Below are 25020 nucleotides of genomic sequence, written 5' to 3'. Positions count from 1 at the left end.
CCGAACCGGCGGACACTTCGCCTCGCGACAGGACGGGATCACCGATTGTGATCCCCTTGCCGAGCAGCATGGTTGACATACAGTCACCACAACAAGCGCTTCGGGCATATTCCAGCGCGAAGGAGTAGGCATGGTGCATACTGTGCGACGCTCACGCCGCGCTACCGCTCGCATTCCCGGGAGCGTACCGGAGCAGCCCCTCTCTCTCCGGGGCGCCCGGCGCCGGGCGGAGGACACAAATCGATATCAACTCTCTGTAATCGGACATGCGTCCCGCCTCGTCCCACCCGTGCCCCCCTCGTCACAGCCTGCTACGACATTGCGCCACATCATGCGACGGCACGGCGCTACGGCGCCGCCGTGGCCAGCAGCTCCGCCGCCAGCGCCTCCTGCGCCTGCGCGGCCGTCCGCCACTGCTCGGCCCGCACCCACGCCCGCTTCAGGTGCAGGTGCACATCGGCCTCCCAGGTGAAACCCATGCCCCCGTACACCTGGAGGCAATCCCGGGCGCCGCGCACCGCCGCCTCGTCGGCGAGCAGCTTCGCGCCCGCGATCTCCGCCGCGACCTGCGCGGTGGCCCCCAGCCCGGACGCTGCCGCCCCGGACACCGCATCCGCCGCGACCGCCGCCGCGTAGACCGCCGTACGGGCCACCTCGGCCCGCACCAGCATCCCCGCGCACAGGTGCTTGACCGCCTGGAACGCCCCGATCGGCTGCCCGAACTGCTCTCGCTCCTTCGCGTACCGCACCGCCAGCTCCACCGTGCGCAGCGCGCTGCCGACCTGGAGCGCGGCCGTGAGCAGCGCGCCCTCGTCGCGGTACGGGCCCGGGTCCGGCAGGACCTGCCGCGCGGGCAGCCGGTGCAGCGGGGTCAGCGGGTCCGCCGAGGGCACCGGCTCACCCGAATGGAGCAACGCCGAAGCCGGCTGCGCCGCACCGGCCCCCGGCCCGCTGCCCGCCCCGGCAGCCGTTCCGAGCACCGCGTCCGCCTCCCCGAGGTGGGCCACCAGCGGCCCGTCGTACCCCTCGTGCCCGTCGAGCCCGTCGAGCCCGTCGAGGTCGCACGCGGTCACCACGGTGGTGCCCGCGGCGGCTCCCGGGACCAGCCCGGCCGCCAGGTGCGTGGCGACCAGCGGCCCCGGCAGCAGCGCCCGACCCGCCTCCTCGAAGACGAGCACCGCCTCCGCGAGGCCGAGCCCGACCCCGCCGTCCGCCTCCGGCAGCCGCAGCGCGAAGAAGCCTGCCTCGCCGAGCTCCCGCCACAGGTCCCGGTCGACCGCGGTCCCGCGGTCCACGGCCGCCCGCAGCGCCTCGCGCCCATACCGCCGCGCCAGCAGCTCCCGTACGCCCGCCCGCAGGTCCCGCTGCTCCTCGGTCGGCTGGAAGTCCACGGCCCTCACCGGCCCTTCGGGAGGCCGAGGATCCGCTCGGCGACGATGTTCTGCTGGATCTGCGAGGTGCCCGCGGCAATCGTGTACGACAGGGACGAGAGCCGCTCGCGCACCCACTCCTCCTCCAGGGCGAGCGAGCCCGCGCCCAGCACCTCGGCGGCGGCCTCGTACAGCTCCTGCCGGGCGTGCGAGTAGGCCAGCTTGAAGACGGAGCCGCCGGTGCCGGGGACCCCGCCGGTGCGCTGCGCCTCGCTGACGTTCCACTGGGTCAGCCGCCACAGGGCGCCGAACTCCCCGTACAGCCGGCCCAGCCTGCGCCGCAGCACCGGGTCGTCCCAGCGGCCGTTGGCCCGTGCGGCGCGGGCGAGCTCGCCGAGGGTGCGCCGGCAGGCCACCACCTCGCCGACGAAGGCGGTGCCGCGCTCGAAGGAGAGGGTGACCATGGTGACGCGCCAGCCGTCGTTCTCCGCGCCGACGCGGTTGGCGACCGGGACGCGGACCTCGTCGAGGAACACCTCGGCGAACTCGGCGGAGCCGGCGAGGGTGCGCAGCGGCCTGACGGTGACCCCGGGGGCGTCCATCGGCAGGGCCAGCCAGGAGATCCCGCGGTGCTTCGGGGCCTCGGGGTCGGTGCGGACCAGCAGCTCGCACCAGTCGGCGACCTCCGCGTGGGAGGTCCAGATCTTCGAGCCGGTGACCACGTAGGCGTCGCCGTCGCGGACGGCGCGGGTGCGCAGGGCGGCGAGGTCGGAGCCGGCACCGGGCTCGCTGAAGCCCTGGCACCACACCTCGTCGCCGCGCAGCACGGGCGGCAGCCAGCGCGCCCGCTGCCCGGCGGTGCCCTCGGCGGCGATGGTCGGGCCGGCGTGCAGCAGGCCGACGAAGTTCGCGCCGACGTAGGGGGCGCCGGCCCGCTCGGTCTCCTCCAGGAAGATCAGGTGCTGGGTGGGGGTGGCGCCGCGGCCTCCCGCGTCGACGGGCCAGTGCAGCCCGGCGTAGCCGGCGTCGTACAGGCGCCGCTGCCAGCCGAGGTCGTAACGGCGCCGGCCCGGCCAGTCGTCCGCAGAGGGCTTGGGCGGCAACTCGGGCAGCACCTTGGCGAGCCAGGCGCGCAGTCGGGCGCGGAACTCCTGCTCCTCCTCGGTGTACGAGAGGTCCATCAGACGAGGTCCAGGCCGAGCATGCGGATGGCGTTGCCGCGCATCAGTTTGTAGACGGTCTCCTCGTCGAGGCCCTTCACATGGTCGAGGGCGACCTCCTTGGTGTGCGGGAAGGTCGAGTCCACGTGGGGGTAGTCGGTCTCGAAGGTGGCGTTGTCGCGGCCGACGACGTCGAGCGAGGCGATGCCGTGCTTGTCGCGGAAGAAGCAGCAGAACATCTGCCGGTAGTAGTACGTGGACGGCGGCTCCGGGATCAGGTCGCGGACCCCGCCCCAGGCGCGGTGCTCCTGCCAGACGTCGTCGGCGCGTTCGAGGGCGTACGGGATCCAGCCCATCTGGCCCTCGCTGTAGGCGAGCTTGAGCTGCGGGAACTTCACCAGGACCCCGCTGAAGAGGAAGTCCATCATCGAGGCCATCGCGTTGTTGAAGCTCAGCGAGGCCTGGACGGCGGGCGGCGCGTCGGGAGAGGCGGCGGGCATCTGGGAGGAGGACCCGATGTGCATGTTGACGACGGTGCCGGTCTCCTGGCAGACGGCGAAGAAGGGGTCCCAGTAGCCGGAGTGGATGGAGGGAAGGCCGAGGTAGGTGGGGATCTCGGAGAAGGTGACGGCCCGCACCCCGCGGGCGGCGTTGCGCCGGATCTCGGCGACGGCGAGGCCGATGTCCCACAGCGGGATGATGCACAGCGGGATCAGCCGGCCGCCGCTGTCGCCGCACCACTCCTCGACCATCCAGTCGTTGTAGGCGCGGACGCAGGCGAGGGCCACCTCCTTGTCGTGCGCCTCGGCGAAGGTCTGGCCGCAGAAGCGGGGGAAGGTGGGGAAGCACAGGGAGGCCTCGACGTGGTTGAGGTCCATGTCGGCCAGGCGGGCCTTGGGGTCCCAACAGCCCCGGCGCATCTCCGCGCGGGTGATGCCCTCCAGGGTCATGTCGTCGCGGTCGAAGCCGACGGCGGCGATGTTGCGCTTGTACGGGAACTTCAGGTCCTCGTAGATCCACCAGTCGGTGGGCGGGCCGTCCGGGTCCATCGTGATCTGGTACTTGCCGCCGACGTACTGGAGCTCTCCGATGCCGGCGGTCAGCGGCTGTGGTCCCCGGTCGCGGTACTTGGCGGGGAGCCAGGTCTCGAAGAGGTGCGCCGGTTCGATCACGTGATCGTCGACGCTGATGATCCGAGGCAGTTCCATGGGTCCCCCCAACACACCGTGTCCGGCGTTTCTGATGGATCGTCAGAAACAAGCTAGCCCCGCGACCCCTGGACCGACAAGCGCCGGAGCCCTACGCTCTCCATTCGATCTGACTATCCGTCAGATTGAACGGAATGGAATGGCTTCGGTCGCCGCACCGCTACGACAGGACGGAGGTCGGCCGCCATGGCGGACACCGCGAGAGAGCTGGCACAGTCCCCCACCCTGTGGGAGCTGGTCGAGCGCCGGGCCGCGCTCACCCCCGGCGCCCCGGTCCTGATCGAGGCCGACGGCGGCCGCCGCATCGGCTTCGGGGAGCTGCGGGCGCGCGCCGAGCGCACCGCCGCCGGCCTGTACGACCGGGGCATGCGCCCCGGCACCGTCGTCGCCTGGCAGCTGCCCACCCGCATCGAGACCGTGCTGCTCTCCCTGGCCCTGGCCCGGCTCGGCGCCGTCCAGTCCCCGGTCATCCCCTTCTACCGCGACCGCGAGGTGGGCTTCGCCCTGCGCGAGTCCGGGGCCGCGCACTTCGCCGTGCCCGGCACGTGGCGCGGCTTCGACCACACCGCGATGGCCCGCCGGCTCGGGGCGCCGGGCGTCTTCGAGGCGTACGACACCCTGCCCGAGGGCGATCCGGCCGTACTGCCCCCGCCGCCGGCCGACGGGACCTCCGTACGCTGGATCTACTGGACCTCCGGCACCACCTCGGACCCCAAGGGCGTCCTGCACACCGACCGCTCCCTGATCGCCGGCGGCTCCTGCCTGGCCCACGCCCTGCAGCTCGGCGCCGACGACGTGGGCTCGATCGCCTTCCCGTACGCGCACATCGGCGGGCCCGACTACCTGGTGATGCTGCTGCTCTACGGGTTCCCGGCCGTGCTCTTCGAGAAGTTCGCGCTGCCCGAGGCCCTGGACGGCTACCGGCGCCACGGGGTCACGGTCGCGGGCGGCTCCACCGCCTTCTACTCGATGTTCCTCGCCGAGCAGCGCAAGGACCCGTCCCGGAAGCTGATCCCCACCCTGCGCCTCCTCGCGGGCGGCGGCGCCCCCAAGCCGCCGGAGCTCTACCACGCCGTCGTGCGCGAGCTGGGCTGCGGGCTCACCCACGGCTACGGCATGACCGAGGTCCCGATGATCACCATGGGCTCGCCCGACGACACCGCCGAACACCTGGCCGGCACCGAGGGCCGGCCGCCCGCCGGCATGGAGATCCGCATCACCGACGCCGAGGGCAAACCGCTGCCCGCCGGCACCGACGGCGAGGTCCGGCTGCGCGGGGAGGCCGTCTGCCGGGGCTACCTCGACGCGCGCGCCACCGCCGAGGCCTTCGACGCGGACGGCTTCCTCGTCACCGGCGACCTCGGACACCTGACGGCCGACGGATACCTGGTCCTCACCGGCCGCAGCAAGGACGTGATCATCCGCAAGGGCGAGAACATCTCCGCGAAGGAGATAGAGGACCTCCTGCACCGCCTGCCCGGCGTCGGCGACGCCGCCGTCATCGGCCTGCCCGACCCCGACCGCGGCGAACGCGTCTGCGCGGTCGTCGAGCAGCCCGCGGGCGCGACCCCGCTGACCCTGCCCCAGGTGACGGCGTACCTGCGCAGCCAGGGCCTGTCCCCGCACAAACTGCCGGAGCAGCTGGAGCTGGTCGACGCCCTCCCCCGCAACGAGACCCTGCGCAAGGTCCTCAAATACAAACTCCGCGAACGCTTCGCGTAGCCCGGCCAGGGCCGCCCGCCTGGCCAGGTCACAGCTCAGCGCCGCCTTCAAGTGCGCCGGCCGCCTTTGGGGGCTTCGGCGTACGCGGCAGGGCCGATGGCATACCGGCCACCGGCCCTGAACGCCTAACTGCCTCTACGTCCTTAGAAGCCGAGGGTTCCCAAGAGGCCGGTGACCGGTGATATGAGGTCGTGTCCGAACTGCGTGATCTTCGTGGCCACAGGAGCCACCACCTTGCCGTCGATCTTGCTGAGCGCGCCGATCCACTTGGACTGGCCGAAGGTGAGGAGTCCCAGAGCCGTGCCCCCGAGGGACGTCTTGAATTCGCCGCTCGTCCATCCGTAGCCGATTCCGGTGAGCACGGTACTGACAGCGGACAGGCCGAGGGAGGTCCACGCGAGCCCGCCAGCGACAAGCTCCAGGGGCGGGAAGAAGATACCGGCGATACCGAAGCCGGCGGCGAGGAAACCCGTGCCGATGCTCGCCCAGTTCGCCGCGTTCGCCCACCACTTCGCGTCCTTCCACCAGGGAAGGTCGTTCTTGACGGTGTCGTTGTCAGGGGTGTCGGCCGGGTTCTTCCCGGCTTCCTTGGCCGCGCGCGCCTCCTCGGCCGCCTTCTTGGCAGCCTCCGCGACTTCAGCCGTCCGCTTTTCCGTGGCGATCCGGTGCGCGTCGCTCGCCGCAGCCGCCGCCGTCTTCGCGTCCTGTCCGGCCTGAACGGCGGAGGCGTGGGCGGAAGCGGCCGAAGCCTGAGCGGCGTTGGCGGAGGCGACCGCGCTGCGGGCGGCGTCCAGGGCACGGTTGGCGGAGTAGTTCGCCGAGCGCGCGGCGGTGCGCGCGGTGGCGGCCGCCTTCTTCGCCCGGTCGGCCGAGGCCTGCGCGGACGCCGCCGACTGCTCGGCGTCATTCGCGAACGTGTTCGCCTGCTGTGCGGAGGTGGCGGCCTGCGTTGCCGACTGCTTCGCCTTGTCCGCCCACTGCAGCGCTTCGGTGGCGGCGTCACGGGCCTTCGCAGCCGCCTCCTGGGCACGGTGGGCGTTCTCCTGGGCCTTGTACGCGATCTTTGCGGCGGCCGCGATCGCGCCCTGCATGGCGGCGATGTGGGTGGCGGAGTCGTAGTCGAGCAGAGCGGTCTTGTACTGGACCGAGGAGACGAAGTTGCGGCGCATCCACGCCGGGCCCTCCATCGCGGCCTTGGCATGAGCTTGGGTGTACCGGCCCCCCGTGGCGATGAGGGCTGCGGTGGCGACCGCGTCGTCCTCCTGCTGCGCCGCCTCGTGCTTGACGTTGATGAATTCGTGCAGGGCTTGGGCGGTTCCGGCGTTCAGCGCCTCGGTCGCCGCCGCCTTCACCGCCTTGCCGGGGTTGCCGGCCAGGATGCGGCCGACCAGGACGCGGTTCTCCGTCGCGGCGGCCTGGATGGCGCCGCCGCCGAGGAACTTCGTGGCGGCTTCCGCGTCGCTGCTCGCCAACGCCTTGGTCGCGGCATCGGCGATGTCCGGGGCGCAGGTCCGAGCGAGATAGAGGCTGGTCTCCCGGTCGTCCTGCCGCTGGGCGATCTGCCGGGCGGTGTCGATCCAGGTGTGAACGTCGGAGTCCGTGCCGGACAGGGCGAAGCGTGCGGCCTCAAGCGACCAGGTGCCCTTGGAACGCATCATGGTGACGGCCGCCTTGCGTCCAAGGGTGGCGGCGAGGTTCGTGTCACCTGCCTTGAGTGCCGACTCGGCCTGGGCTATGAGGTCCTTTTGGGCCTGGTCGGCCTGCGCGGCCTGGGTGCGCTTCTCGGCGAGTTCCGCCCGCTCCAGGTCCTCGATCCGCTTGAGCAGACGGGTCTCCTCGATCGCCTGCTGCGTGTCCTGGTCGAGGCGCTGCCACTCGGCCTCCCGCGCGGCCTGCTCCACCGCGACCGCCTGGGCGACGGCGTCGGTGGCGGTTTTCGCGGCCTTGCTGGCCTCGTTGGCGAACTCGGTCGACTTGTTCGCGTACTCCACTGCCTGGCCTGCGTACTGGACAGCCCACTCCGCGGCGGCCGCGGCCTTCTCGGCGTGGTCGGCCGCGCTGTTCGCCGCGTCGCGTGCGGTGCGGGCAGCCGCCGCGGCCGTGTTCGCAAGATTCTGTGCCATACCGGCGGCATTGGTGGCGAGCTGGGCGTTGGCGCTGGCGATCTGCGCTTCGCGCTTGGCCTCTGCGGCCTCCGCCTGGGCGACGCCCGCGGCTTCGGCTGCCACCGCCGAAGACTTCGCGGCGGCCGCGGCGTTGCGCGCTGCCGACGCGGCGGCGGACCCGGCGCCCGCAGCCTGGGACGCAGCATTGGCGGCGTAGTCGGCGGCGGTCGCCGCACTGCGCGCCCTGGCCGCGGCGTTGCGGGCGGAGACGGCGGCGTCCTTGGCGGCGGATGCCTGGGAGGCGTCCTTGGACGCGGCGATGGCGGCGCCGTATGCCTGGGCCGCAGCGGAGCCGGCGGTGGCCGCGGCCTGGCTCGCGGCGGCGGCGGCGTAAGCGGCGCGGCGGGAAGCCTGAACGGCGGCGTGGGAAGCGCTGGTCGCGACACGCGCCGAGTCGGCCGCCCCCTTCGCGGCTTCGGAGGCCTTGCGGGCGGCCCTGCCGGACTTGGCCACATCGGCCTGGGCTTGCTGGGCCTCGTACGCCGCCTTCTCCGCCGCCTCCTTGGCTTGGTCCGCCGCCTTGACGGCGCGGGCGGAGGCCTCCTCGGCCTGCTTCGTCATCGCGTCGGCCTTCTTGCCTTCGCGTTCGACGACCGCGACGAGTTCCTCGATCTTCGAGGCCTCCTGGTCGCGGGCGCGCGCGATGTGCTGGCCGGTCTCCAGGAACCATTCGATGTCGGCAGCGGTGCCGGACATGGCACGCGAGGCGTACTTCTTCACCTCCGGACCCGCCTGGAAGGAGAGCTTGCCGACCTCGACGCGCATGTCCTCCTGGCGGGCGGTGTACTGGCCGTCGGTGAGGAATGTCTCCAACGCGGCCTGGGTGCCGGCATTCAGGGCCTCGCTCCCTGCGCGGTTCACACCCTTGCCGCCGTTGGCCATCACGATTCCGGTGGCGACCCGCAGGTCCTCCGCGATGGCGGTCTTGAAGCCGCCCGCGAGGTAGGCGGCGATGGAGGCGTCGCCGCCGTTGATCGCCGCGATGGCCTCACGCCGGGTGCCCTTGCCGCCTCTCGTGAGGGAGGTGGCAAGGGCAACGCGATTGTCCATCGCCGTCTCCGCGGGGAGCGTGACGGTCAGGAAGGTCTGGACCTCGGCGTCGGATCCGGTCAACACCGCTTCGGCGGCGGCGCGGACACCCTTGCCACCCAGCAGCCACGCCTTGACGACCTTGGCTCGAGGGGTGTCGGGCAGCCTGAACGGGTCACCGCCGTCGCCCTCTGGCGGCGGTGTATCGGCCCATGCCGCTACGGGGTTGAGAACCAGGCTGGAGGTGGTGACGACAGCCGTGGTGGCAGCTACAGCGGTGAGAACACGCCGCCTGCTCCAATAGATGGTGTCCAAAACGGTCCTTCGGAATCAGCGCCTGGCGGTTGACACGCCGGCGGTGGCGAATCGCCAGACAGGGAAATTGCCTTGGCCGCGCCCATGTGCCCCGGCCCGTAAGGAAGTCGGGCGGGGACACGACAGATGTGCACCGCGACCTTACGAGGCAATCAGCGTATTGAACACCCGCGACACGCAGCGTACGACACGGTTTGAGTCATGGGAAAATCTGGAATCCCGCCTTCCAGTTAGGGAATTCGGAACTCAACATTCCGCAGCCACCGGCGAGATTCTCCAGCGTGGCACAAGTCACTCCCCACATGGGCGGCTTGCCCCGTTTCGCACCCTGGTAATCGATGGACGACTGTCGGCGCAGTGCGTTTCGATGCGGGAGGTGCGGCGGGGGCGACTCGGTGCGTCGCTGTTTCGTCACCGACCTGCCCCTGGCCAGCTTTACGGAACTCCTGACGAACAGTTACGATCCGGCTGGGAGTGGGGGGCTTCCAGTGGGTGACGGACTCATGGACGAGTCGTTTCCCGTTGGTCAGATGACGGCCTTCACCTCCGGCGTTGATGCATCTTTCGAGACTTCCTCGAAACCGACGACTAGGACAGCAATGAAGGCACGTAAGGCAATTCTGCGAACCTTTGGTGCAGCCGCGGGCGCCAGCGCCTTGGCATGGTTCGCGATTGCGGGCGGCGTGACGGGCGTATCCGCCGCGGACACCTCCTCCATGAAGGCGGTCGCCGACGAAGGCCCTGGCTACGCCATCGAGGACTTTGCCTATCCGAACGCCGACAAGATCCTTGCGGAGCGGCACATCACGCTCAAGCGCGGCGATGGCCATATCCTCCTCGCCGATTGCGGGAGCGCGACCGACCTGCTTGAGGTCTGGGGCCGCAAGAACGAAAAGACCTGCTTCAGCGTCACGGGCACCAGTGGCTACCTGACTCTGGAGATTCCCGCGGTCTACTTCATCCAGGGAAACAGCTATAACACGCAGGTGGAGATGTCGGCCGGTGCCGAGGAGAAGACGTTCGAGGTGAAGAAGAACGACTGGACTCCGGTCGGCGAGAGCGCGGACGCGCAGGGCCGTGATTTCATGCTCATGGAAATCAGGACTGCCAAGTAAAGCCCCTGTGGCTGGCGGTTCTTTCGCCTGTCTCGAGTCATCGACTCCGAATCCCTGATGCGCTGCATACGGATTCGCTGAAGCCGAATCCGATCTGCTTCTCTCCCACGAGGTCCAGGATCGCCCGGAGAGAATCGTTCGCGTACCGCCATCCGCTCTTTTCCTACAGCCGGCTCGGCGCCCGCGACGTTTCGGACAAGCGGCCCCCGGCCGAGGCCCGACCACACCGACTCAACGGTCGACTTCGCAGTCGACCTGCGCCCCGGCACACGTGAGAATCCCGCGTGCCGACGCTCTGCTCCAAAGGGAGAAGCATGTCTGTACCCCATCTGCGCTCCGCGCGGATGACCGGTCTACTGGTGTCCGCCACCGCGGTTGCCGCAGGCCTCGTATCGGCCGGCTCGGCACAGGCGGTCACCGGACCCGAAGCCCAGGCGGCCCAGCACGCCTACACCGTGAAGCTGACCATCGGCGACGAGGCCAACAGCCGGGCCTGCACTGGCACGCTGGTCGACCCGCGCTGGGTCCTGACCGCCGCGAGCTGCTTCGCGGCCACCCCCGGTAAGCCGGTTCCGGCCGGAAAGCCCGCCCTGAAATCGACTGCGGGGCTGAGCAACGGGCAGAGCCGTGACATCGTCGAGGTCTCGGCGAGTACCTCCGACCGAGACGTGGTCCTGGCCCGACTTGCCGCCCCGGCCGTGGGCATCGCCCCCGCCAAGCGCGCCGGAAGCACTCCGGCTGCCGGTACCGACGTGACCGCGGCGGGTTTCGGCAGGACGAAGACCGAGTGGGTGCCCGGCAAGCTCCACACCGGTACCTTCACCGTGAACAGCTCTGACGCCACCACCCTCGCCATCACCGGCAAGGGCACCGACGCCATCTGCAAGGGCGACACCGGCGGCCCGCTGCTGAACGCGGCCGGGGAGCTCGTGGCCGTCAACAGCCGCTCCTGGCAGGGAGGGTGCCTGGGCACGAACGCGGCCGAGACCCGCACCGGCGCCGTCTCCGCCCGTGTCGACGACCTCGGCGCCTGGATCGCTCAGGTCACCGCTCCTCGCAACGGCGACCAGGTGGCCCTGCTCGCCGGTGGCGGCGGCACCATGTGGTCGCAGGCCGGCGACCTCGGGTACGGCGAGTACGGCGCGTCGTGGGGCAAGGTCGACGGCCAAGACGTCTCCCGGGTGAGCACGGTCCGCCACGGGGACTCGGTCCGCGCCTACGCCATCGCGGGCGGCCGCGTCTACGGCCAGGACCTCGACCTCGCGACCGGCAAGTGGTCCGGCTGGGGCCAGGTCCCCGGCGACGCCGCCGGAGCGAAGGACATCTCCGCCGCCCTGGTCGGTGACACGGTCCACGTGCTGATCGTCGGCTCCGAGGGCAACCTGTACCAGCAGGCCGCCGACTACAGGGCAGGCCGCTGGAACACGAAGTGGACCGCGGTCGGTGCGGTCGGGCTCTCCCACATCACCAGCGCGGTATCCGGCACCACGGTGCGCGTCCAGGCCATCGGCGGCGGCGAGGTCTACGGCCGCGACTACGACACCCGCACCGGCTCCTGGTCTCCCTGGGGCGCGGTCCCGGGCGGCGTCAGCGGCGCCGTCGACATCGCCTCCAGCACCGTCGGCAACAACGTCCACGTCCAAATCATCGGCTCCGACGGCGGGGTCTGGACCCAGTTCGGCAACTACGACGCAGGCCGCTGGAACGACGCGTGGACCAAGGTCGGCGGCACCGGCCTCACCCGCATCAGCAGCATCCCGTCCGGCAACACCATCGAGCTCTACGCCGTCGGCGCCAACGGCAAGATCAGCAACGCATCGATGAACGCCGCCACCGGTTCGTGGAGCGCCTTCAGCGAGGTCCAGGGCGGCCTCTCCGGGGCTTCCGACGTCGCCGCCGCGGTCGCCGTCACCCCCACGAAGGTGACACTCGCCGCAGCTGCCGGCAGCACCCTGTTCAGCCAGAACGGCAAGCTGGACACCGGCGCCTTCGGCGCCCAGTGGGCCAACGTCGGCGGCGCCACCATCACCAACCTCACCGCAGTGGACCACGGCGGCGTCATCCGCTACGTCGGCATCGCCGGTGGCAAGGTCTACGACCGCACGTACGACGTCCGCACCAACACCTGGGGCAACTGGACGGACATCCCCGGTGGCGCCGGCGGCGTCAAGGACGTCTCCGCCGCGATGATCAACAACGTGCTGTACGTCCAGATCATCGGCTCGAACGGTGACCTGTACACGCAGACCGGCGACTACAACGCCGGCCGTTGGAACAACACCTGGACGCCGGTCGCCGGGGCAACGGGCCTGACCAGCATCACCAGTGTCAAGGCCGGACCCTTCGTCCGCCTCTACGGCATCAACGGTGGCAAGGTCTACGGTCGCGACTTCGACAGCCGCACCGGCAACTGGACCGTCTGGGGCGAGCTGCCCGGCAACCTCACCGGCGCCAAGGACATCGCGGTCTCCGGCATCGGCCACACCGTCCGCGTCCAGGCCATCGGCTCCGACGGCGCGCTCTATGCGCAGACCGGCGACTACCTGGCCGGAAGCTGGAAGCCGACCTGGAACAAGATCGGCGGTAGCAGCCTGACCCGCATCACGAGCACTTCCGCAGCGAACAACGTCCACGTCTACGCCACCGATGCGGGCGGCAAGGTCCAGAACACCACCCTCGACACCACGATGGACGCCTGGACCGCCTGGCGCGCGATCCCCGGCACCCTCAGCAGCCCGACCGACATCACCGTCACCACCACCAAGTAGAACGCCGCTCACCGGCCCGCCCGTACCACGGCAACCACCGTGGTACGGGCGGGCCGCTGCCTCGCCCCGGAGCGGGGCAGCCGCGACGCGACGCGACGCGACGACTCACCTCCCGGAGCCGGCCCTACCCGAGCCGCTCGCGCAATCGCGCACCGAATTCCATCAATAAGGAAGTTCCCCATGTCTGCTCTCCGTCCCCGTCCGGCGCGGATGACCAGCCTCGTCGTGACTGCGACCGCGGTCGCCGCCGGCCTGGTCGCCGTCGCCCCGGCCCATGCCCTCACCGGCCCGGAAGCCCCGTCCGGCCAGTACGCACCCGTCGTGAAGCTGAACATCGGCGACGAGGCCAACGCCCGCGCCTGCACCGGCACGCTCGTCGACCAGTGGTGGGTCGCCACCGCCGCCAGCTGCTTCGCCAGCCGCGCGGGCGAGCAGGTTCCCGCAGGGAAGCCCGCTCTGCAGGCCACCGTCACGCTGGCCAACGGCGAGACCCGCGAAGTCACCGAAATCGCCCCCCGCGCGGAGCGCGACCTGGTCCTGGCCCGTCTCGTGCTGCCGGCCAGGGACGCGGCCACCGCCAAGGTCGCCGCCACGGCCCCCGCGGCCGGTACCGACCTCACCTCCGCCGGCTTCGGCCGGACGAAGACCGAGTGGGTGCCGGGCAAGCTCCACACCGGCACGTTCACCCTCGACTCCGCGGCCACCACCACCCTGGCGATCACCGGCAAGGGCACCGACGCCATCTGCAAGGGCGACACCGGCGGCCCCCTCCTCAACGCCGCGGGTGAACTCGTCGGCGTCAACAGCCGTTCCTGGCAGGGCGGCTGCCTGGGCGCCAACCCGGCCGAAACCCGTACGGGCGCCATCGCCGCCCGCACCGACGACCTCGCCCAGTGGATCACCAAGACCATCGAACCGCGGCGCTCCGCCGCCGCGAACGAGGCCGGCGGCAGTGACCAGGTGCGGTGGGCCGACTGGAACGGTGACGGCAAGCCCGACTTCATCAGCATCGCCGACAACGGCAACGTCAGCGTCTGGCTGAACCGCGGCCCCAACGCCTGGGAGGGCATCGGCAGGGTCGCCACCGGCACCACCACCGACCGCTCGCGCGTACGCCTCGCCGACTTCGACGGCGACGGCAAGGCCGACTACTGGGTCATCAACCCCAACGGCTCCGTCAACGTCCACATCAACCGCGGAGGCGACGTCGGCGCCGGCTGGCAGAACCTTGGCATCGTCGCGTCGGGCGTCACCACCAAGCAGGACGAGGTCCGCTTCGCCGACTGGGACGGTGACGGCCGCTCGGACTTCCTCACCATCGCCGACAACGGCAACGTCAGCGTCTGGCTGAACCGCGGCCCCAACGCCTGGCAGGGCATCGGCAGGGTCGCCACCGGCACCACCACCGACCGCTCGCGGGTACGCCTGGCGGACTGGAACGGTGATGGCAAGGCCGACTACTGGGTCATCAACCCCAACGGCTCCGTCAACGTCCACATCAACATGGGCGGCGACGTAGCCGGCGGCTGGAACAACGTCGGTCAAGTCGCCTCCGGGGTGACCACCGAACACAACCGCGTCCACTTCGCTGACTTCAACGGCGACACCCACGCCGACTTCCTGCTGCGCGGCAGCGGCACCAGCACCGCCTACAGCGCCTGGCTCGGCAACGGCCGAGTCGACGGATGGAACGGCATCGGCCAGATCGCCAGCGGCGTATAACCACACCGGCTCGCCAGCTGCCGGCAGGCACAGCCGCGTCCGTCCGGTCCACACCGACCGGACGGACGCAACCCTGACCAGAACGCGGAGGATGACGCCGACAAGTCGGATGACAGCTCCACGAGCATGCCTGCGTGGCCGCGTTCGACGGGGCTCGGGCCCCGGTGACCGATGGGCCCCCGGCCTGGCCCCCGCCGGGTGCACGGGCTTCGCCCGGCCCGGTATTCCAGGCGCTCCACGCCCGGTGCGCCCAAAGGCCGCGCAGGATGGATCGTGCCGCTGCGCGGCGTTCCCCCTGGGGGATCCCCCGGACGGAGTCAGGGGGAGGGGTGCGTGGCGCAGCCCCGCACCGGGGTCCGGGGCGGAGCCCCGGTTCGGGAAGGGGCGGGGTGGGGAAACGACCCGGCGCAGCGGGTCGGCATGCCGACCCGCCGGGTCCCCCGGACAGGCGGCACCGGGCCCCGGCCTCGGGAGGCGCGGCCACTGTCGCGGCCCGGCGGGCAAGCATCGGGCGCCGAGCCCGGCTTCGGGGAGCGGGCGGCCGCCCGACGGCGGACGCCGGCGCCGGGCGGTGGTCGGGCCGGCAGGCCGTTACGCGTCCGGGGCCTCGACGCCGCAGTAGCCGGCGAAGGCCGTCAGGATCTCCTCCTCCCGGATGCGGCCGTCGCCGTCCGCGTCCAGGGCCGCCGCGATCTGCCCGGCGAGCTCCGCCGGCGTGCCGAGCACGCGCAGGACGCGGGCCGCGGCCTCCGGGGTCGGGCCCGCGCCGTCCGCGTCCGCCACCGCGATCACCGCGTGCAGGAACGGCCGTGCGATCTCCGCGAACCGCTGCGGGTTGTCCCGCAGCCGCTTCGCCGCCCCGGTGATGTACTCCTCGCGGGTCACCCGCTGGTCCCCGTCGACGTCCGCGATCCCGGCCATACCCTGCCAGAACGCCTCGGCGCCCGCGAAGAGGTCCTGGCCCTTGTCCGACCGCGCGGTGACGCCGAATTCGGCCAGCACCGCCCGGGCGGCCGCACTGAAGTCCTCGCGGTCGATATATCCGTTGCCGTCCTGGTCGAAGGTGGCGAATCGGGCGGCGATCTTGCGCTCGTATTCTGCGCTGTCCATGTTCGGGGTCCGCCTTCACATGTGCGGTGGGGGGCAGTTCAAGACAAGCCAGGAGCGTAAGCCCTTTCCGGCCTGAGCGTTAAGCCGAGCCGGCAAGGAGACGGCTGCATCGAACCCGCGCACGGGAAGCGCGGCGGGGCGCGTACACCCGTGCGCACCGCCGCCCCATGTGCCGCGGTCCGGCGCGCCGTTCACGCGCTGCGCCGGTGCTAGCACGCTGGGCACTCTTCCAGGGGGAGCTTCTCCCAAAACGGGTGCGCACCGGCTGGTGCCCATTACATTCGATGCGTCGACACACGGCTGGGGGCACTATGCCGAAGGACGTACCACCGCGGTGGGACCGCCGCATGCAGCAGCGCCTCGCCCGCGGCGAGGCCGCCGCACTCGGGGAGCTGTACGACCGCTTCGCCTCGCTCGTGCACAGCCTGGCGCACAGGGTGCTGGGCGACGAGAAGGCCGCGGACCGGATCACCCGCGAGGTGTTCGGCTACATCTGGGAGAACCCGGACGCGTACGACCCCAAGCAGGGCTCCATGCGTTCCTGGGTCGCCCGCATCACCCAGGGCCAGGCCGTCGCCCGGCTCCGCCAGGCCGAACTGGGCCGCGGCTCGCGCGAGGAGCTGGAGCAGAAGGTGCGCAGCGCCAACGCCGCCGCCCGCGCCGACTACATCGTCACCTCCATGCCGGCGCCGCTGCGGGCCGCCCTGGAACTGGCCTACTTCAAGCGCCGCGACTACCGGCAGGCCGCCGCCGACCTGCAGATCAGCGAGGACGAGGCCCGGCGCCGGCTGCGCCTGGGGCTCCAGCTGCTGTCGACCGCCAACGCCCTCCCGCAGGAGGACGCCGCCCCGCCCGGATACGGAAGTCCCCGATGAACGGCCCCGCCGAGTCGCCCGACGGCCACGACGAGCAGCAGCCCGGCGGACCGCCGCGCATACCGGGTCCCCGGTGGGCCGCCGACGACCTCGACGCACGGTTCGCGCCGCCGGTACGGAAGCCGGTCGAAGCGGTGGCCCCGCCGGCCCAGCCGCGCTCGCACGCCGTCCTGAAGTCCCTCCTCGGCGCGTGGGCGCTGGCCGCCTGCTCCGCCGAGGAGACCCAGGCGGTGGAGGAGCACCTCACCGAGTGCGCGCCCTGCGCGGAGGAGGCGCTGCGGCTGCGGGACGCGGTGGGGCTGCTGCACCCGGAGGAGAGCCTCGACCTGAAGCCGCTGCTGCGGTCGCGGGTGCTGGAGGACTGCCTCGGCAAGCGGCCCGCCCGCATCCCGGTCCCGGTGTGGGCGAGCCCGTACGACACCGAGACCGCGCGGCTCGACGCGCTGCTGCGGGACTTCGGCGACTCCGAGTGGGAAACGCCCGTACGGCTGAAGTGGTTCGAGGAGGAGCGGCGCCAGACGCGCCGGACGACGGTCGCCGGGGTGATCGGGCATCTGCTCACGGTCGACGGGATGGTGGCCACCGCCCTCGGCCTGGACGACCCGCTGGGGCCGCAGGCGCCGGAGTCGGGCGGTACGACGGCCCGCACGGAGCACTACTGGAACTCCGCCGCCGGCCCGCTGACCCGGCAGGTCCGCGAACCGTGGCGGGAGCAGGGGCACACCCTGGTGCGGACGGTGTCGTTCGCCGGGCGGGGCGTGGCGGAGCTGTCGGTGGACTACGGGGTGTTCGCGCTGCCGCTCGGGGACGCGTTCCTCGAGCGGGCCTTCGAGTGCTGGGTGCACGCGTGGGACATCGCGGAGGCGGTGGACTACCCGTACGACCCGCCGTCGGGGCCGCACCTGAACCGGATGATCGACCTGGCGGCGCGGCTCCTGCCGAGTGCGCTCGCGCACCGGAGGCGGGCCGGGCTGGCCGCCCCGGCGCGGAGCCTGGTCGCCGCCGGGGCGCCCGGCCGGACCCTGCACCTGGAGATCGAGGGCGCGGGTGGCGGGAGCTGGGACATCGCGTTGGACTCGCCGGCCGCGAGGCCGTCGGCGGAGCGCACGGTGGCGCAGATCGCGTTGGACGGGGCCGAGTTCTGCCAGTTGGCCGCGGGCCACATCTCGCCGGAGGAGGCCGCCGTGGGACAACACGGTGACCGCGAAGCCATCAGGGACGTCCTCTTCGCGGCCGCCTCCCTGAGCCGCCTCTAGCCACCGGGCGGCGCCGGACCGGACCCGGGCTCCGCCCGGACCCTCCCCCAGACTTCGTCCGGGGGGACCCCCACTCAATCGCCGGCGGGGCTGGTTTTGCCGACCCCCGTCGTCCTGCCGAGGGGCCGGCCATTTCAGCCTCGCCGGCGATTGAGGCGCGGGGGCTGGGGTGGGGTCCCGGTGGGGTCAGGCGAAGACGACCGTGCGGGTGCCGTTCAGGAGGACCCGGTGTTCGCTGTGCCACTTCACGGCCCGCGCCAGCGCCTGGCACTCCACGTCGCGCCCGATCGCCACCAGCTGGTCGGGGGTGACCTCGTGCCCGACCCGCTCGACCTCCTGCTCGATGATCGGCCCCTCGTCCAGGTCGGCCGTCACGTAGTGGGCGGTGGCACCGATCAGCTTCACACCCCGCGCATGGGCCTGGTGGTAGGGCTTCGCACCCTTGAAGCTCGGCAGGAAGGAGTGGTGGATGTTGATGATCCGCCCGCTCAGCTCCTTGCACAGCGTGTCCGACAGGACCTGCATGTACCGGGCCAGGACCACCAGCTCCACGTCCTCCGCCCGGACCAGGTCCAGCAGCTGCTGCTCCGCCTCCGCCTTCGTGTCCTTCGTCACCGGGATGTGGTGGAAGGGGATGTCGTACGACTTCACCAGCTCCGCGAAATCGGTGTGGTTCGAGACCACGGCCGCGATCTCCACCGGCAGCGCCCCGATCCGCGTCCGGAACAGCAGGTCGTTCAGGCAGTGCCCGAACTTCGACACCATCAGCACGATCCGCATCCGGTCGTCGGAGCGGTGGATCTGCCAGTCCATCCGGAACGAGTCCCCGATGGCGGCGAAGCTGGCCCGCAGCTTCTCCAGGGTCACCGGCGCCGCGGCCGAGAAGTGGACCCGCATGAAGAACAGGCCGGTGTCGTGGTCGCCGAACTGCCGGCTGTCCTCGATGTTGCACCCGGTCATGAACAGGTAACTGGACACGGCGTGCACGATGCCCTGCTTGTCGGGGCAGGACAGGGTCAGTACGTACTGCTGGGGGGCCTCGGCCTGGGCCTGGGCCTGGGCCTGGGTGTGCGGGTCGTCGCTCATGACCCCACAGCCTTTCACACCGCGCGGGTGAGGATCCTCAGCAGTTCCAGCGACCGGGGCGCCGCGTCCGGATCGTCCCCGTCCGCCTGCGCCAGCCGTACGTGCGCCTCGCGCGCGGCGCGCACCGCCTCGGGCCAGGCGTGGTGCTCGAGGTAGGCGGAGACGGGGGCGTCGGGCCCGACCTGGTGCAGGATCCGCAGCACCCGCAGGACGGCGACGTCGACGAGGGTGGCCTCCTGGGAGTCCCGGAAGATCGTGCCGACGTACTTCTCGGCGGACCAGCTGTCGAGCCAGGTGTCCTCGACGAGCCGGTACACGGCGTCGGTGACGTCCCCGTATCCCTCGACGCCGGCGAGCCAGACCTCCTCGTGGAAGGCCGGGTCGGAGAGCATGTGCAGCGCCGAGCGCACGTTCGTGCGCCAGCGCCACCACGGCATGTCGTTCAGGGGCATGCCGCCCATGGTGGAGGAGCGGCCGCCGCGTCGGGAAGAGTTCTTCGAACCTTGGGCGAATGTCACGCTTTCGATCGTACGTTCCGGTCTGGCGGGATCTTGAAGCACCTGGGCAGGAGCGCGCCCCTGCAGTTCACCTGCACGTCACCCTTTGTTGTGTCCATCTCACTCCTCAGTTACCCGCGGGGCGGAATGGTGCTGGGACATGACCAAATGGCGACACGCAACACCCTTGACCCGTACGGCGATTGCAGCGTTGGCGGGGGCGTGTCTCATCGCCGGATGCGGAGTGCTCCCCGGGGGCTCGGGTGGCTCCGAGGACACCCTCACGGTCATGACCTTCGCCCCGCAGGACACCAAGGCCACCAATATGCCCGGAATGCCGGGTATGGCCAAGGCGTACGAGGGCTGGGTCAACTCCCGCGGCGGGATCAACGGGCACAAACTCCGCGTCATCACCTGCAACGAGAAGAACACGACGACCGGCGCCGCCGACTGCGCCCGCAAGGCCGTGGCCGAGAAGGCCGTCGCCGTCGTCGGCTCCTACAGCCAGCACGGGCGCGCCTTCATGGCCCCCCTGGAAGCCGAGGGCATCCCCTTCATCGGCGGGTACGGGGTCTCGTCGGAGGAGTTCCAGAGCAGCCTCTCCTACCCCGTCAACGGCGGCCAGCCGACGCTCCTCGCGGGCGCCGGCCACCAGCTCGGCCGCTCCTGCAGCAAGGTCGCCCTGATCCGGCCCGACACCCTCGCCGCCGACTCCATGCCGGTCCTGCTCAATGCCGGACTGCGGGCCAACAAGATGGGCGACGCCGACGACATCCGCGCCGCCGAGGACTCCTCCGACTACACCTCGGAGGCCCGCGCCGCCCTGGCCAGCTCCTCCGGCGGCAAGGACCGCGGCTGCGTCACGGCGGTGCTCGGCCAGCACACCGAGACCTTCTTCGACGCGTTCCGCCGCGTCGACGACAAGCACAAGAACCCGCAGATCTCCTCGGTCCTGGGCAGCGTCAGCCAGGCCCTCGTCGACCGCACCGGCGGCCGGGAGAGCCCCTTCGAGGGCGCGTACGTCACCGGCTGGTACCCGGTGGCCACCGACCCGCTGTGGGATCCGATGCGGAAGGTGATCGCCGACCACGCCTTCGGCGACAACGCCGTGGACCCCGCCGACAGCGGGACCCAGACCACCTGGATCGCGTACACCGTGCTGAGCGAGACCCTCAAGCGGTTCAAGTCCGGCGAGGCCGTCACCCCGCGCAAGCTGGCGCGCATGCTGAACCAGGGGGAACCGGTCCGGACCGGCGGACTGACCCCGGACCTGAGCTGGCGCTACCAGGACATGCGGGCCCTCGCCGACTTCCCGCGCGTCGTGAACGCCCGGGTCACCTTCCAGGTCGTCCAGGCCGGCCGGCTCGTCGCCCAGCAGGGCGAGGCGACGATGGACATGACCCCGACCCTGGAGCAGACCCCCCGCACGGCGTGACGCGCCTCACGGGAGCTACAGCTGTGACTTGTCTCGCTTGGTGAGGGCGTACTTGGCCGCGATCGTGTTCCACATGGTCGCGGCCGACTCCTTCGCCCGGGTCGCCTCGGCGCTGGACTTGTCGCCCGCGGCCGAGTTGCCGGTGTTCCTGGCGTGGCCGTCCTTGCAGCCGCCCTTCTTGTCGCCCTTGTCGCCCTTGCCGTCGCCGCCACCGCCGATGTCGTCCGCCCAGGCCGCGTAGCTGTTGTCGGCGTCCGCTGAGGCCTTCCAGCCCTTGGTCAGGGCGGCGGCCAGCTTCTGGTTGTCCGGGAGCCGGTCCATCGTGACGTCCTGGAGGCGGGTGACGAGTTCCTCGCGCTGGCGGGCCGCGTCGCGCAGGTCGTCGGCCGCCGAGTCCAGGTTGCGGCAGGACTTGATGTCGTCGACGGCCTTGATCACGGCGGCCCGGCTGTCGTTGCTGTCCGCGAGGAGCTTGTCCAGCTGGACCGCCTGGGACTTCGCCGGGTCCACGGGCGCCTCGCCGGCGGCCGCGGCCGAGCTGCCGGCCGAGGGGGTGGCGGCCGCGGCGGCGGGGTCGTTGTTCTGCTTCTTGCCGTCACTGAGCAGCGCGCCCACGCCGAGCCCGACCACGGCCAGGCCGATCACCACCGCCGCGATGACCCCCGGCGGCACCCGCCGGGCCGCCTCGGGCGGGGGCGGCGGCGCGAACTGCTGCTGCGGGTGGCCCTGCGGGGGCGGCTGCTGCCGGAACGGCTGCTGGGCCGCTGCCGGTGCCGGTGCCGGTACGGGGCCCTGCCCGCGCCCGCGCGGCGGGTACGGCCGGGGCTGCTGCTGCCGCAGCACCGGCTCCTGGACCGGAGGCAGCTGCTGGGTGTGCCCGTCGCTGCCGGCATCACCGCGGAACAGCCCGTCGAACCCGTCGAGCCCGTCGGTCACGGGCGGGATGTACTGGGTGGCGGCCTCGTCGTGCCCGGGCGCCGCGGGGCCGGCCGGAACGGGCGGGATGTACTGCGTGGCTGCCTCGTCGTACGCGGGCGCCGCGGGCCCGGCGGGCACCGGCGGGATGTACTGCGTCGCCGCCTCGTCGTGCCCCGGCGCGGCCGGGAAACCGTGGGCTCCCGGCCCACCGGCCCCACCGCCGCCCGGCCCCGCCGGGACCGGCGCGATGTACTGCGTCGCCGCGTCGTGGTGGCCCGGCGCGGCCGGGAAGGGCTGGGCCCCGGGCCCGCCCGCGGCCGGACCCGCCGGCACGGGCGGGACGTACTGCGTCGCCGCGTCGTGGTGGCCCGGCGCGGCCGGGAAGGGCTGGGCGCCCGGCGCCGCCGGGGCGGGCGGGACCGGGGGGATGTACTGGGTCGCGGCGTCCGGGAGGGGCGGGTAGCCTCCCCCAGCTACCGCTGGGCGGTGCCCCCACCCGTGCGGCTGGCCGGGGCCCTCGTAGCCGGGGCCCAGGACGTGCCCGGGGCCGTCGGCCGGCGCCTGTCCCGGCGCGGGGTCCGGCACGGGTCCGGGGCCGGCCGGCGGGTGGGCCGGGGCCTGCGGGTACGACGGGTCCGGGCCCCACGGCGCACCGGCCTGCGGGGCCGCCTGCTGGCCGCTCCCCTGTCCGCTCTCCGTCACCGGGACTCCTTCGCCGACTACTCCGAACCTACGGAACCGCCGACTCACGCTACCCGCACCCCGGCCGTCCCGTCAGTCCCACCCTCGACCGGAACCTCGACATACCCGGACAGAACCCCCGCTAGGCAACCACCTCCAGGCGGGCCGCGAACTCCCGTACGGCCGCCTCGTCGCGGTACGGCTCCACCCGCGCACGGAAGTCCTCCAGGTACTCCGCACCCCGGCTGGAGCGGAGCCCGGCCAGCAGTTCCGCCGCCTTCGCCGCGGTCTGGCAGGCCTGCTCCACCTCCCGCTGCTGCACCTGCGCCGCCGCCAGCAGCAGCAGCCCGATCGCCCGGCGCCGCTCCTTCCCGGCCGGCAGGCCGTTCAGGACCTCCTGCGCCTGCCGGGCCGCCTGGTCCGCCTGCCCCAGGTCCCGGTGGCAGTGGGCCAGCTCATCGGCGAGGTAGGCCTGGTCGAAATGCCGGATCCACACCGGGTCGTCCCCCGACTCCGGCTCCGCCCGCTCCAGCGCGGTGACCGCCCGCGAGGTCAGCACCGCCGTCGCCCGGGCATCGCCCATCAGCGCGTGCCCGCGCGCCTCGGCCGCGTAGAACATCGCCTCCACCCGCGGGGTGACCTGCCCGCGGGTGCCCTCCTGCGCGGCCCGCGCCAGCTGGGAGATCTCCCGCGGGTTGCCGAGCTCGGCTGCGAGGTGGCTCATCGAGGCCGCGAGCACGTAGCCGCCGTACGCGCGGTCCCCGGCGGCCTGCGCGAGGCGCAGCGCCTGGATGTAGTACCGCTGGGCCAGCCCCGGCTGCCCGGTGTCGACCGCCATGTACCCGGCGAGCTCGGTCAGCCGGGCCACCGCCGCGAAGAGCGCCCGCCCCACCGGCTCCCGGTACGAGCCCCCGATCAGTCCGGAGACCACCGAGTTGAGGTAGTGCACGACGACGGGCCGCACGTGCCCGCTGCCGAAGCGGTGGTCGAGCTCCTTGAGCGCGTCGGTGGTGGCCCGTACCGCCTCCACGTCCGACATCCCGACGCGCGAGCCGCCGCTGCGGGCGACCTGCGCGTCGGCTCCGGTGATCAGCCAGTCCCGGCTCGGCTCGACCAGCGCGGACGCGGCCACGCTCGACCCGGACAGGAAGTCGCGCCGCCCGACGTCGCTGCGCCACAGCTCGCTGACCTGCTCGATGGCGCCGACGACGGTCGGGGAGAACTGCAGGCCGATACCGGAGGCGAGGTTCTTGCCGTTGGCCATGCCGATCTCGTCGATCGTGACGGTCCGGCCGAGTTTTCGCCCGAGCGCCTCGGCGATGATGCCGGGCGCCCGGCCGCGCGGCTGCTGGCCTCGCAACCAGCGCGCCACCGACGTCTTGTCGTAGCGCAGATCGAGGCCGTGCTCGGCCCCGCACATGTTGACGCGCCGGGCGAGCCCGGCGTTCGAGCACCCGGCTTCCTGAATAAGTGCCTGCAGCCGTTCGTTCGGCTGGCGGGCGAGGAGAGGCCTGGCTGACATGGAAACCCCCAGAGGCCGCGGGTGATCGTTGGTATTGATCACTTCCCGCCTGATGTGCGGAGAATCATCCGCTCTGCGTCGTGTCGCTACCCAACTCCGGCGCCCCGACCTCCCACGCGCCCCCACTCGTGCATCAGTGCGCCCCGTATGCAGGATCGATGCAGCGCCCACCGGGCGGTTTACCCCCGTAACCCGAGCTGACCCCGGAAGTTGTGATGGGCGTGGAAGAGACCATCGGAGTCACGGAGACCGCAGCCATCCCCAAGCAGCGTGGCGAGCAGCTGCTGGACCATGCCGTGCGGTACGCGGAAGAACGGCACTGGGACGTCTTCGCGGGCACCTGGCTGGAGCCCGTCGAGGGGCGGGAGTTGTGCTCCTGCGGGGCGGAGGACTGCCCGGCTCCGGGCGCGCACCCCACGGTGAAGGACTGGGCGGCGCTGGCGACGGGCAGCGCGGTGCAGGTGCGGCGCGTGTGGGGCAAGCGGCCCGATGCGTCGATCCTGCTGCCGACGGGCCGGAGCTTCGATGCGCTGGACGTCCCGGAGTCGGCCGGGTTCCTGGCGCTGGCCCGCCTGGAGCGGATGCAGCGCACCCTCGGCCCGGTCACGCTCACGCCCGACCACCGGATGCTGTTCTTCGTACTGCCGGGCGCCGCGGCGAAGGTGCCGGACATGGTGCGCCGGTACGGGTGGTCGCCGGCCGCGATCGACCTGGTGGTGCGCGGCGAGGGCCAGTTCGTGGCGGCCCCGCCGACCCGGTTCGGCGGCCGGGGCGCGGTCCAGTGGGCGCGTCGGCCCACCCCGGCGAACCGGTGGCTGCCGGACACCGAGGAGTTGATCGACGCGCTGGCGTACGCGTGCGGCCGGGAGGCGGCGGCGGAGCGGGCCCGGCGCTCCTCCTGAGTCCGGGCGCCCAGTCCGCCCCCGAGTCCGCCCCCGAGTCCGGCCCACGTCCGGCGCCGGAGCCGCAACGTCCCAAGTCAGCCCGGGTTGTTCGTCGTACCGAAGTCATGACATACGTAACTGCTCCGGCCGCCGAAGCGGCCCTAGGGTGAGGACGTAGACCA

17 protein-coding genes are annotated in these 25020 nt (G+C 72.0%); 8 read left to right on the top strand and 9 right to left on the bottom strand.

Going from position 1 to position 25020, the window contains the following annotated elements; translation table 11 throughout:
- Positions 1-347: 347 nt before the first annotated feature.
- Genes AB0F11_RS03585 through AB0F11_RS03575 form a run of 3 tightly spaced genes read right to left on the bottom strand, consistent with a single transcriptional unit; the run spans position 348 to position 3738 of the window.
- Positions 348-1391: an acyl-CoA dehydrogenase family protein gene (locus AB0F11_RS03585; protein ID WP_362167917.1), complete on the bottom strand. Its 1044-nt coding sequence runs from the start codon at positions 1389-1391 to the stop codon at positions 348-350.
- Between the two features lie 5 nt (positions 1392-1396).
- On the bottom strand, positions 1397-2551 hold the full coding sequence (locus AB0F11_RS03580; RefSeq protein ID WP_362167914.1) for an acyl-CoA dehydrogenase: 1155 nt from the start codon (positions 2549-2551) through the stop codon (positions 1397-1399).
- A complete protein-coding gene (locus AB0F11_RS03575) occupies positions 2551-3738 on the bottom strand; it encodes an amidohydrolase family protein (protein ID WP_362167912.1) in 1188 nt (395 codons plus the stop codon). Before AB0F11_RS03575 ends, AB0F11_RS03580 begins: the two co-directional genes overlap by 1 nt.
- Before the next feature lie 186 nt (positions 3739-3924).
- On the opposite strand from AB0F11_RS03575, the gene AB0F11_RS03570 reads away from it, so the two are divergent.
- A complete protein-coding gene (locus AB0F11_RS03570; protein ID WP_362167910.1) occupies positions 3925-5460 on the top strand; it encodes an AMP-binding protein in 1536 nt (511 codons plus the stop codon).
- A gap of 143 nt (positions 5461-5603) precedes the next feature.
- Here AB0F11_RS03570 and AB0F11_RS03565 read toward each other — a convergent pair whose 3' ends face one another.
- Positions 5604-8969, bottom strand: coding sequence for a hypothetical protein (locus AB0F11_RS03565; RefSeq protein WP_362167908.1), 3366 nt, complete (start codon positions 8967-8969; stop codon positions 5604-5606).
- A 599-nt stretch (positions 8970-9568) separates the two neighbouring features.
- Between AB0F11_RS03565 and AB0F11_RS03560 the strand changes: the two genes are divergently transcribed.
- The 3 genes from AB0F11_RS03560 (at position 9569) to AB0F11_RS03550 (ending at position 14574) form a co-directional block, all read left to right on the top strand.
- Complete coding sequence (locus AB0F11_RS03560) at positions 9569-10084, top strand: hypothetical protein (protein WP_362168192.1); 516 nt, start codon at positions 9569-9571, stop codon at positions 10082-10084.
- A gap of 314 nt (positions 10085-10398) precedes the next feature.
- On the top strand, positions 10399-12852 hold the full coding sequence (locus tag AB0F11_RS03555) for a trypsin-like serine protease (protein WP_362167906.1): 2454 nt from the start codon (positions 10399-10401) through the stop codon (positions 12850-12852).
- 180 nt (positions 12853-13032) lie between these two features.
- Entirely contained in the window at positions 13033-14574 is a 1542-nt protein-coding gene (locus tag AB0F11_RS03550) for an FG-GAP-like repeat-containing protein (protein ID WP_362167903.1), read from the top strand.
- 591 nt (positions 14575-15165) lie between these two features.
- On the opposite strand, the gene AB0F11_RS03545 is transcribed toward AB0F11_RS03550, so the two are convergent.
- On the bottom strand, positions 15166-15684 hold the full coding sequence (locus AB0F11_RS03545; RefSeq protein WP_362167900.1) for an EF-hand domain-containing protein: 519 nt from the start codon (positions 15682-15684) through the stop codon (positions 15166-15168).
- 311 nt (positions 15685-15995) lie between these two features.
- Between AB0F11_RS03545 and AB0F11_RS03540 the strand changes: the two genes are divergently transcribed.
- Both AB0F11_RS03540 and AB0F11_RS03535 read left to right on the top strand, forming a co-directional pair.
- The gene (locus AB0F11_RS03540) at positions 15996-16559 is read left to right on the top strand and encodes a sigma-70 family RNA polymerase sigma factor (RefSeq protein WP_361910021.1); all 564 of its coding nucleotides are present in this window, start codon (positions 15996-15998) and stop codon (positions 16557-16559) included.
- Positions 16556-17815: a zf-HC2 domain-containing protein gene (locus AB0F11_RS03535; RefSeq protein WP_362167897.1), complete on the top strand. Its 1260-nt coding sequence runs from the start codon at positions 16556-16558 to the stop codon at positions 17813-17815. Before AB0F11_RS03540 ends, AB0F11_RS03535 begins: the two co-directional genes overlap by 4 nt.
- A 186-nt stretch (positions 17816-18001) precedes the next feature.
- On the opposite strand, the gene purU is transcribed toward AB0F11_RS03535, so the two are convergent.
- Positions 18002-18901 (bottom strand): formyltetrahydrofolate deformylase, encoded by a 900-nt coding sequence (gene purU / locus AB0F11_RS03530; protein WP_362167894.1) that lies wholly within the window; start codon positions 18899-18901, stop codon positions 18002-18004.
- A gap of 14 nt (positions 18902-18915) precedes the next feature.
- Positions 18916-19362: a hypothetical protein gene (locus tag AB0F11_RS03525; protein WP_362168189.1), complete on the bottom strand. Its 447-nt coding sequence runs from the start codon at positions 19360-19362 to the stop codon at positions 18916-18918.
- Between the two features lie 196 nt (positions 19363-19558).
- On the opposite strand from AB0F11_RS03525, the gene AB0F11_RS03520 reads away from it, so the two are divergent.
- On the top strand, positions 19559-20833 hold the full coding sequence (locus AB0F11_RS03520) for an ABC transporter substrate-binding protein (RefSeq protein ID WP_362167891.1): 1275 nt from the start codon (positions 19559-19561) through the stop codon (positions 20831-20833).
- 15 nt (positions 20834-20848) lie between these two features.
- Here AB0F11_RS03520 and AB0F11_RS03515 read toward each other — a convergent pair whose 3' ends face one another.
- Together AB0F11_RS03515 and AB0F11_RS03510 are read right to left on the bottom strand one after the other, a co-directional pair.
- Positions 20849-22453, bottom strand: a complete 1605-nt coding sequence (locus tag AB0F11_RS03515; protein ID WP_362167888.1) for a hypothetical protein — start codon at positions 22451-22453, stop codon at positions 20849-20851.
- A 121-nt stretch (positions 22454-22574) separates the two neighbouring features.
- Positions 22575-23954, bottom strand: coding sequence for a transcriptional regulator (locus AB0F11_RS03510; protein ID WP_362167886.1), 1380 nt, complete (start codon positions 23952-23954; stop codon positions 22575-22577).
- Between the two features lie 221 nt (positions 23955-24175).
- Between AB0F11_RS03510 and AB0F11_RS03505 the strand changes: the two genes are divergently transcribed.
- Positions 24176-24856 carry a bifunctional DNA primase/polymerase gene (locus AB0F11_RS03505; RefSeq protein WP_362167883.1) on the top strand — a complete coding sequence of 227 codons (681 nt, stop codon included), beginning with the start codon at positions 24176-24178 and terminating at the stop codon, positions 24854-24856.
- Positions 24857-25020 lie beyond the last annotated feature (164 nt).

The organism is Streptomyces sp. NPDC032472 (assembly GCF_040636955.1).
Lineage (GTDB): Bacteria > Actinomycetota > Actinomycetes > Streptomycetales > Streptomycetaceae > Streptomyces.
Note: the sequence above shows the minus strand (reverse complement) of the source record. Positions and strands in the feature narration are given on the sequence as shown.

Excerpts from the sequence above, each read along its gene's own strand:
- AB0F11_RS03575 (WP_362167912.1), bottom strand. The coding sequence starts at position 3,738 with ATGGAACTGCCTCGGATCATCAGCGTCGACGATCACGTGATCGAACCG.
- AB0F11_RS03550 (WP_362167903.1), top strand. The coding sequence starts at position 13,033 with ATGTCTGCTCTCCGTCCCCGTCCGGCGCGGATGACCAGCCTCGTCGTG.
- purU (WP_362167894.1), bottom strand. The coding sequence starts at position 18,901 with ATGAGCGACGACCCGCACACCCAGGCCCAGGCCCAGGCCCAGGCCGAG.
- AB0F11_RS03540 (WP_361910021.1), top strand. The coding sequence starts at position 15,996 with ATGCCGAAGGACGTACCACCGCGGTGGGACCGCCGCATGCAGCAGCGC.
- AB0F11_RS03520 (WP_362167891.1), top strand. The coding sequence starts at position 19,559 with ATGACCAAATGGCGACACGCAACACCCTTGACCCGTACGGCGATTGCA.
- AB0F11_RS03580 (WP_362167914.1), bottom strand. The coding sequence starts at position 2,551 with ATGGACCTCTCGTACACCGAGGAGGAGCAGGAGTTCCGCGCCCGACTG.
- AB0F11_RS03560 (WP_362168192.1), top strand. The coding sequence starts at position 9,569 with ATGAAGGCACGTAAGGCAATTCTGCGAACCTTTGGTGCAGCCGCGGGC.
- AB0F11_RS03545 (WP_362167900.1), bottom strand. The coding sequence starts at position 15,684 with ATGGACAGCGCAGAATACGAGCGCAAGATCGCCGCCCGATTCGCCACC.
- AB0F11_RS03570 (WP_362167910.1), top strand. The coding sequence starts at position 3,925 with ATGGCGGACACCGCGAGAGAGCTGGCACAGTCCCCCACCCTGTGGGAG.
- AB0F11_RS03535 (WP_362167897.1), top strand. The coding sequence starts at position 16,556 with ATGAACGGCCCCGCCGAGTCGCCCGACGGCCACGACGAGCAGCAGCCC.
- AB0F11_RS03525 (WP_362168189.1), bottom strand. The coding sequence starts at position 19,362 with ATGGGCGGCATGCCCCTGAACGACATGCCGTGGTGGCGCTGGCGCACG.
- AB0F11_RS03555 (WP_362167906.1), top strand. The coding sequence starts at position 10,399 with ATGTCTGTACCCCATCTGCGCTCCGCGCGGATGACCGGTCTACTGGTG.
- AB0F11_RS03510 (WP_362167886.1), bottom strand. The coding sequence starts at position 23,954 with ATGTCAGCCAGGCCTCTCCTCGCCCGCCAGCCGAACGAACGGCTGCAG.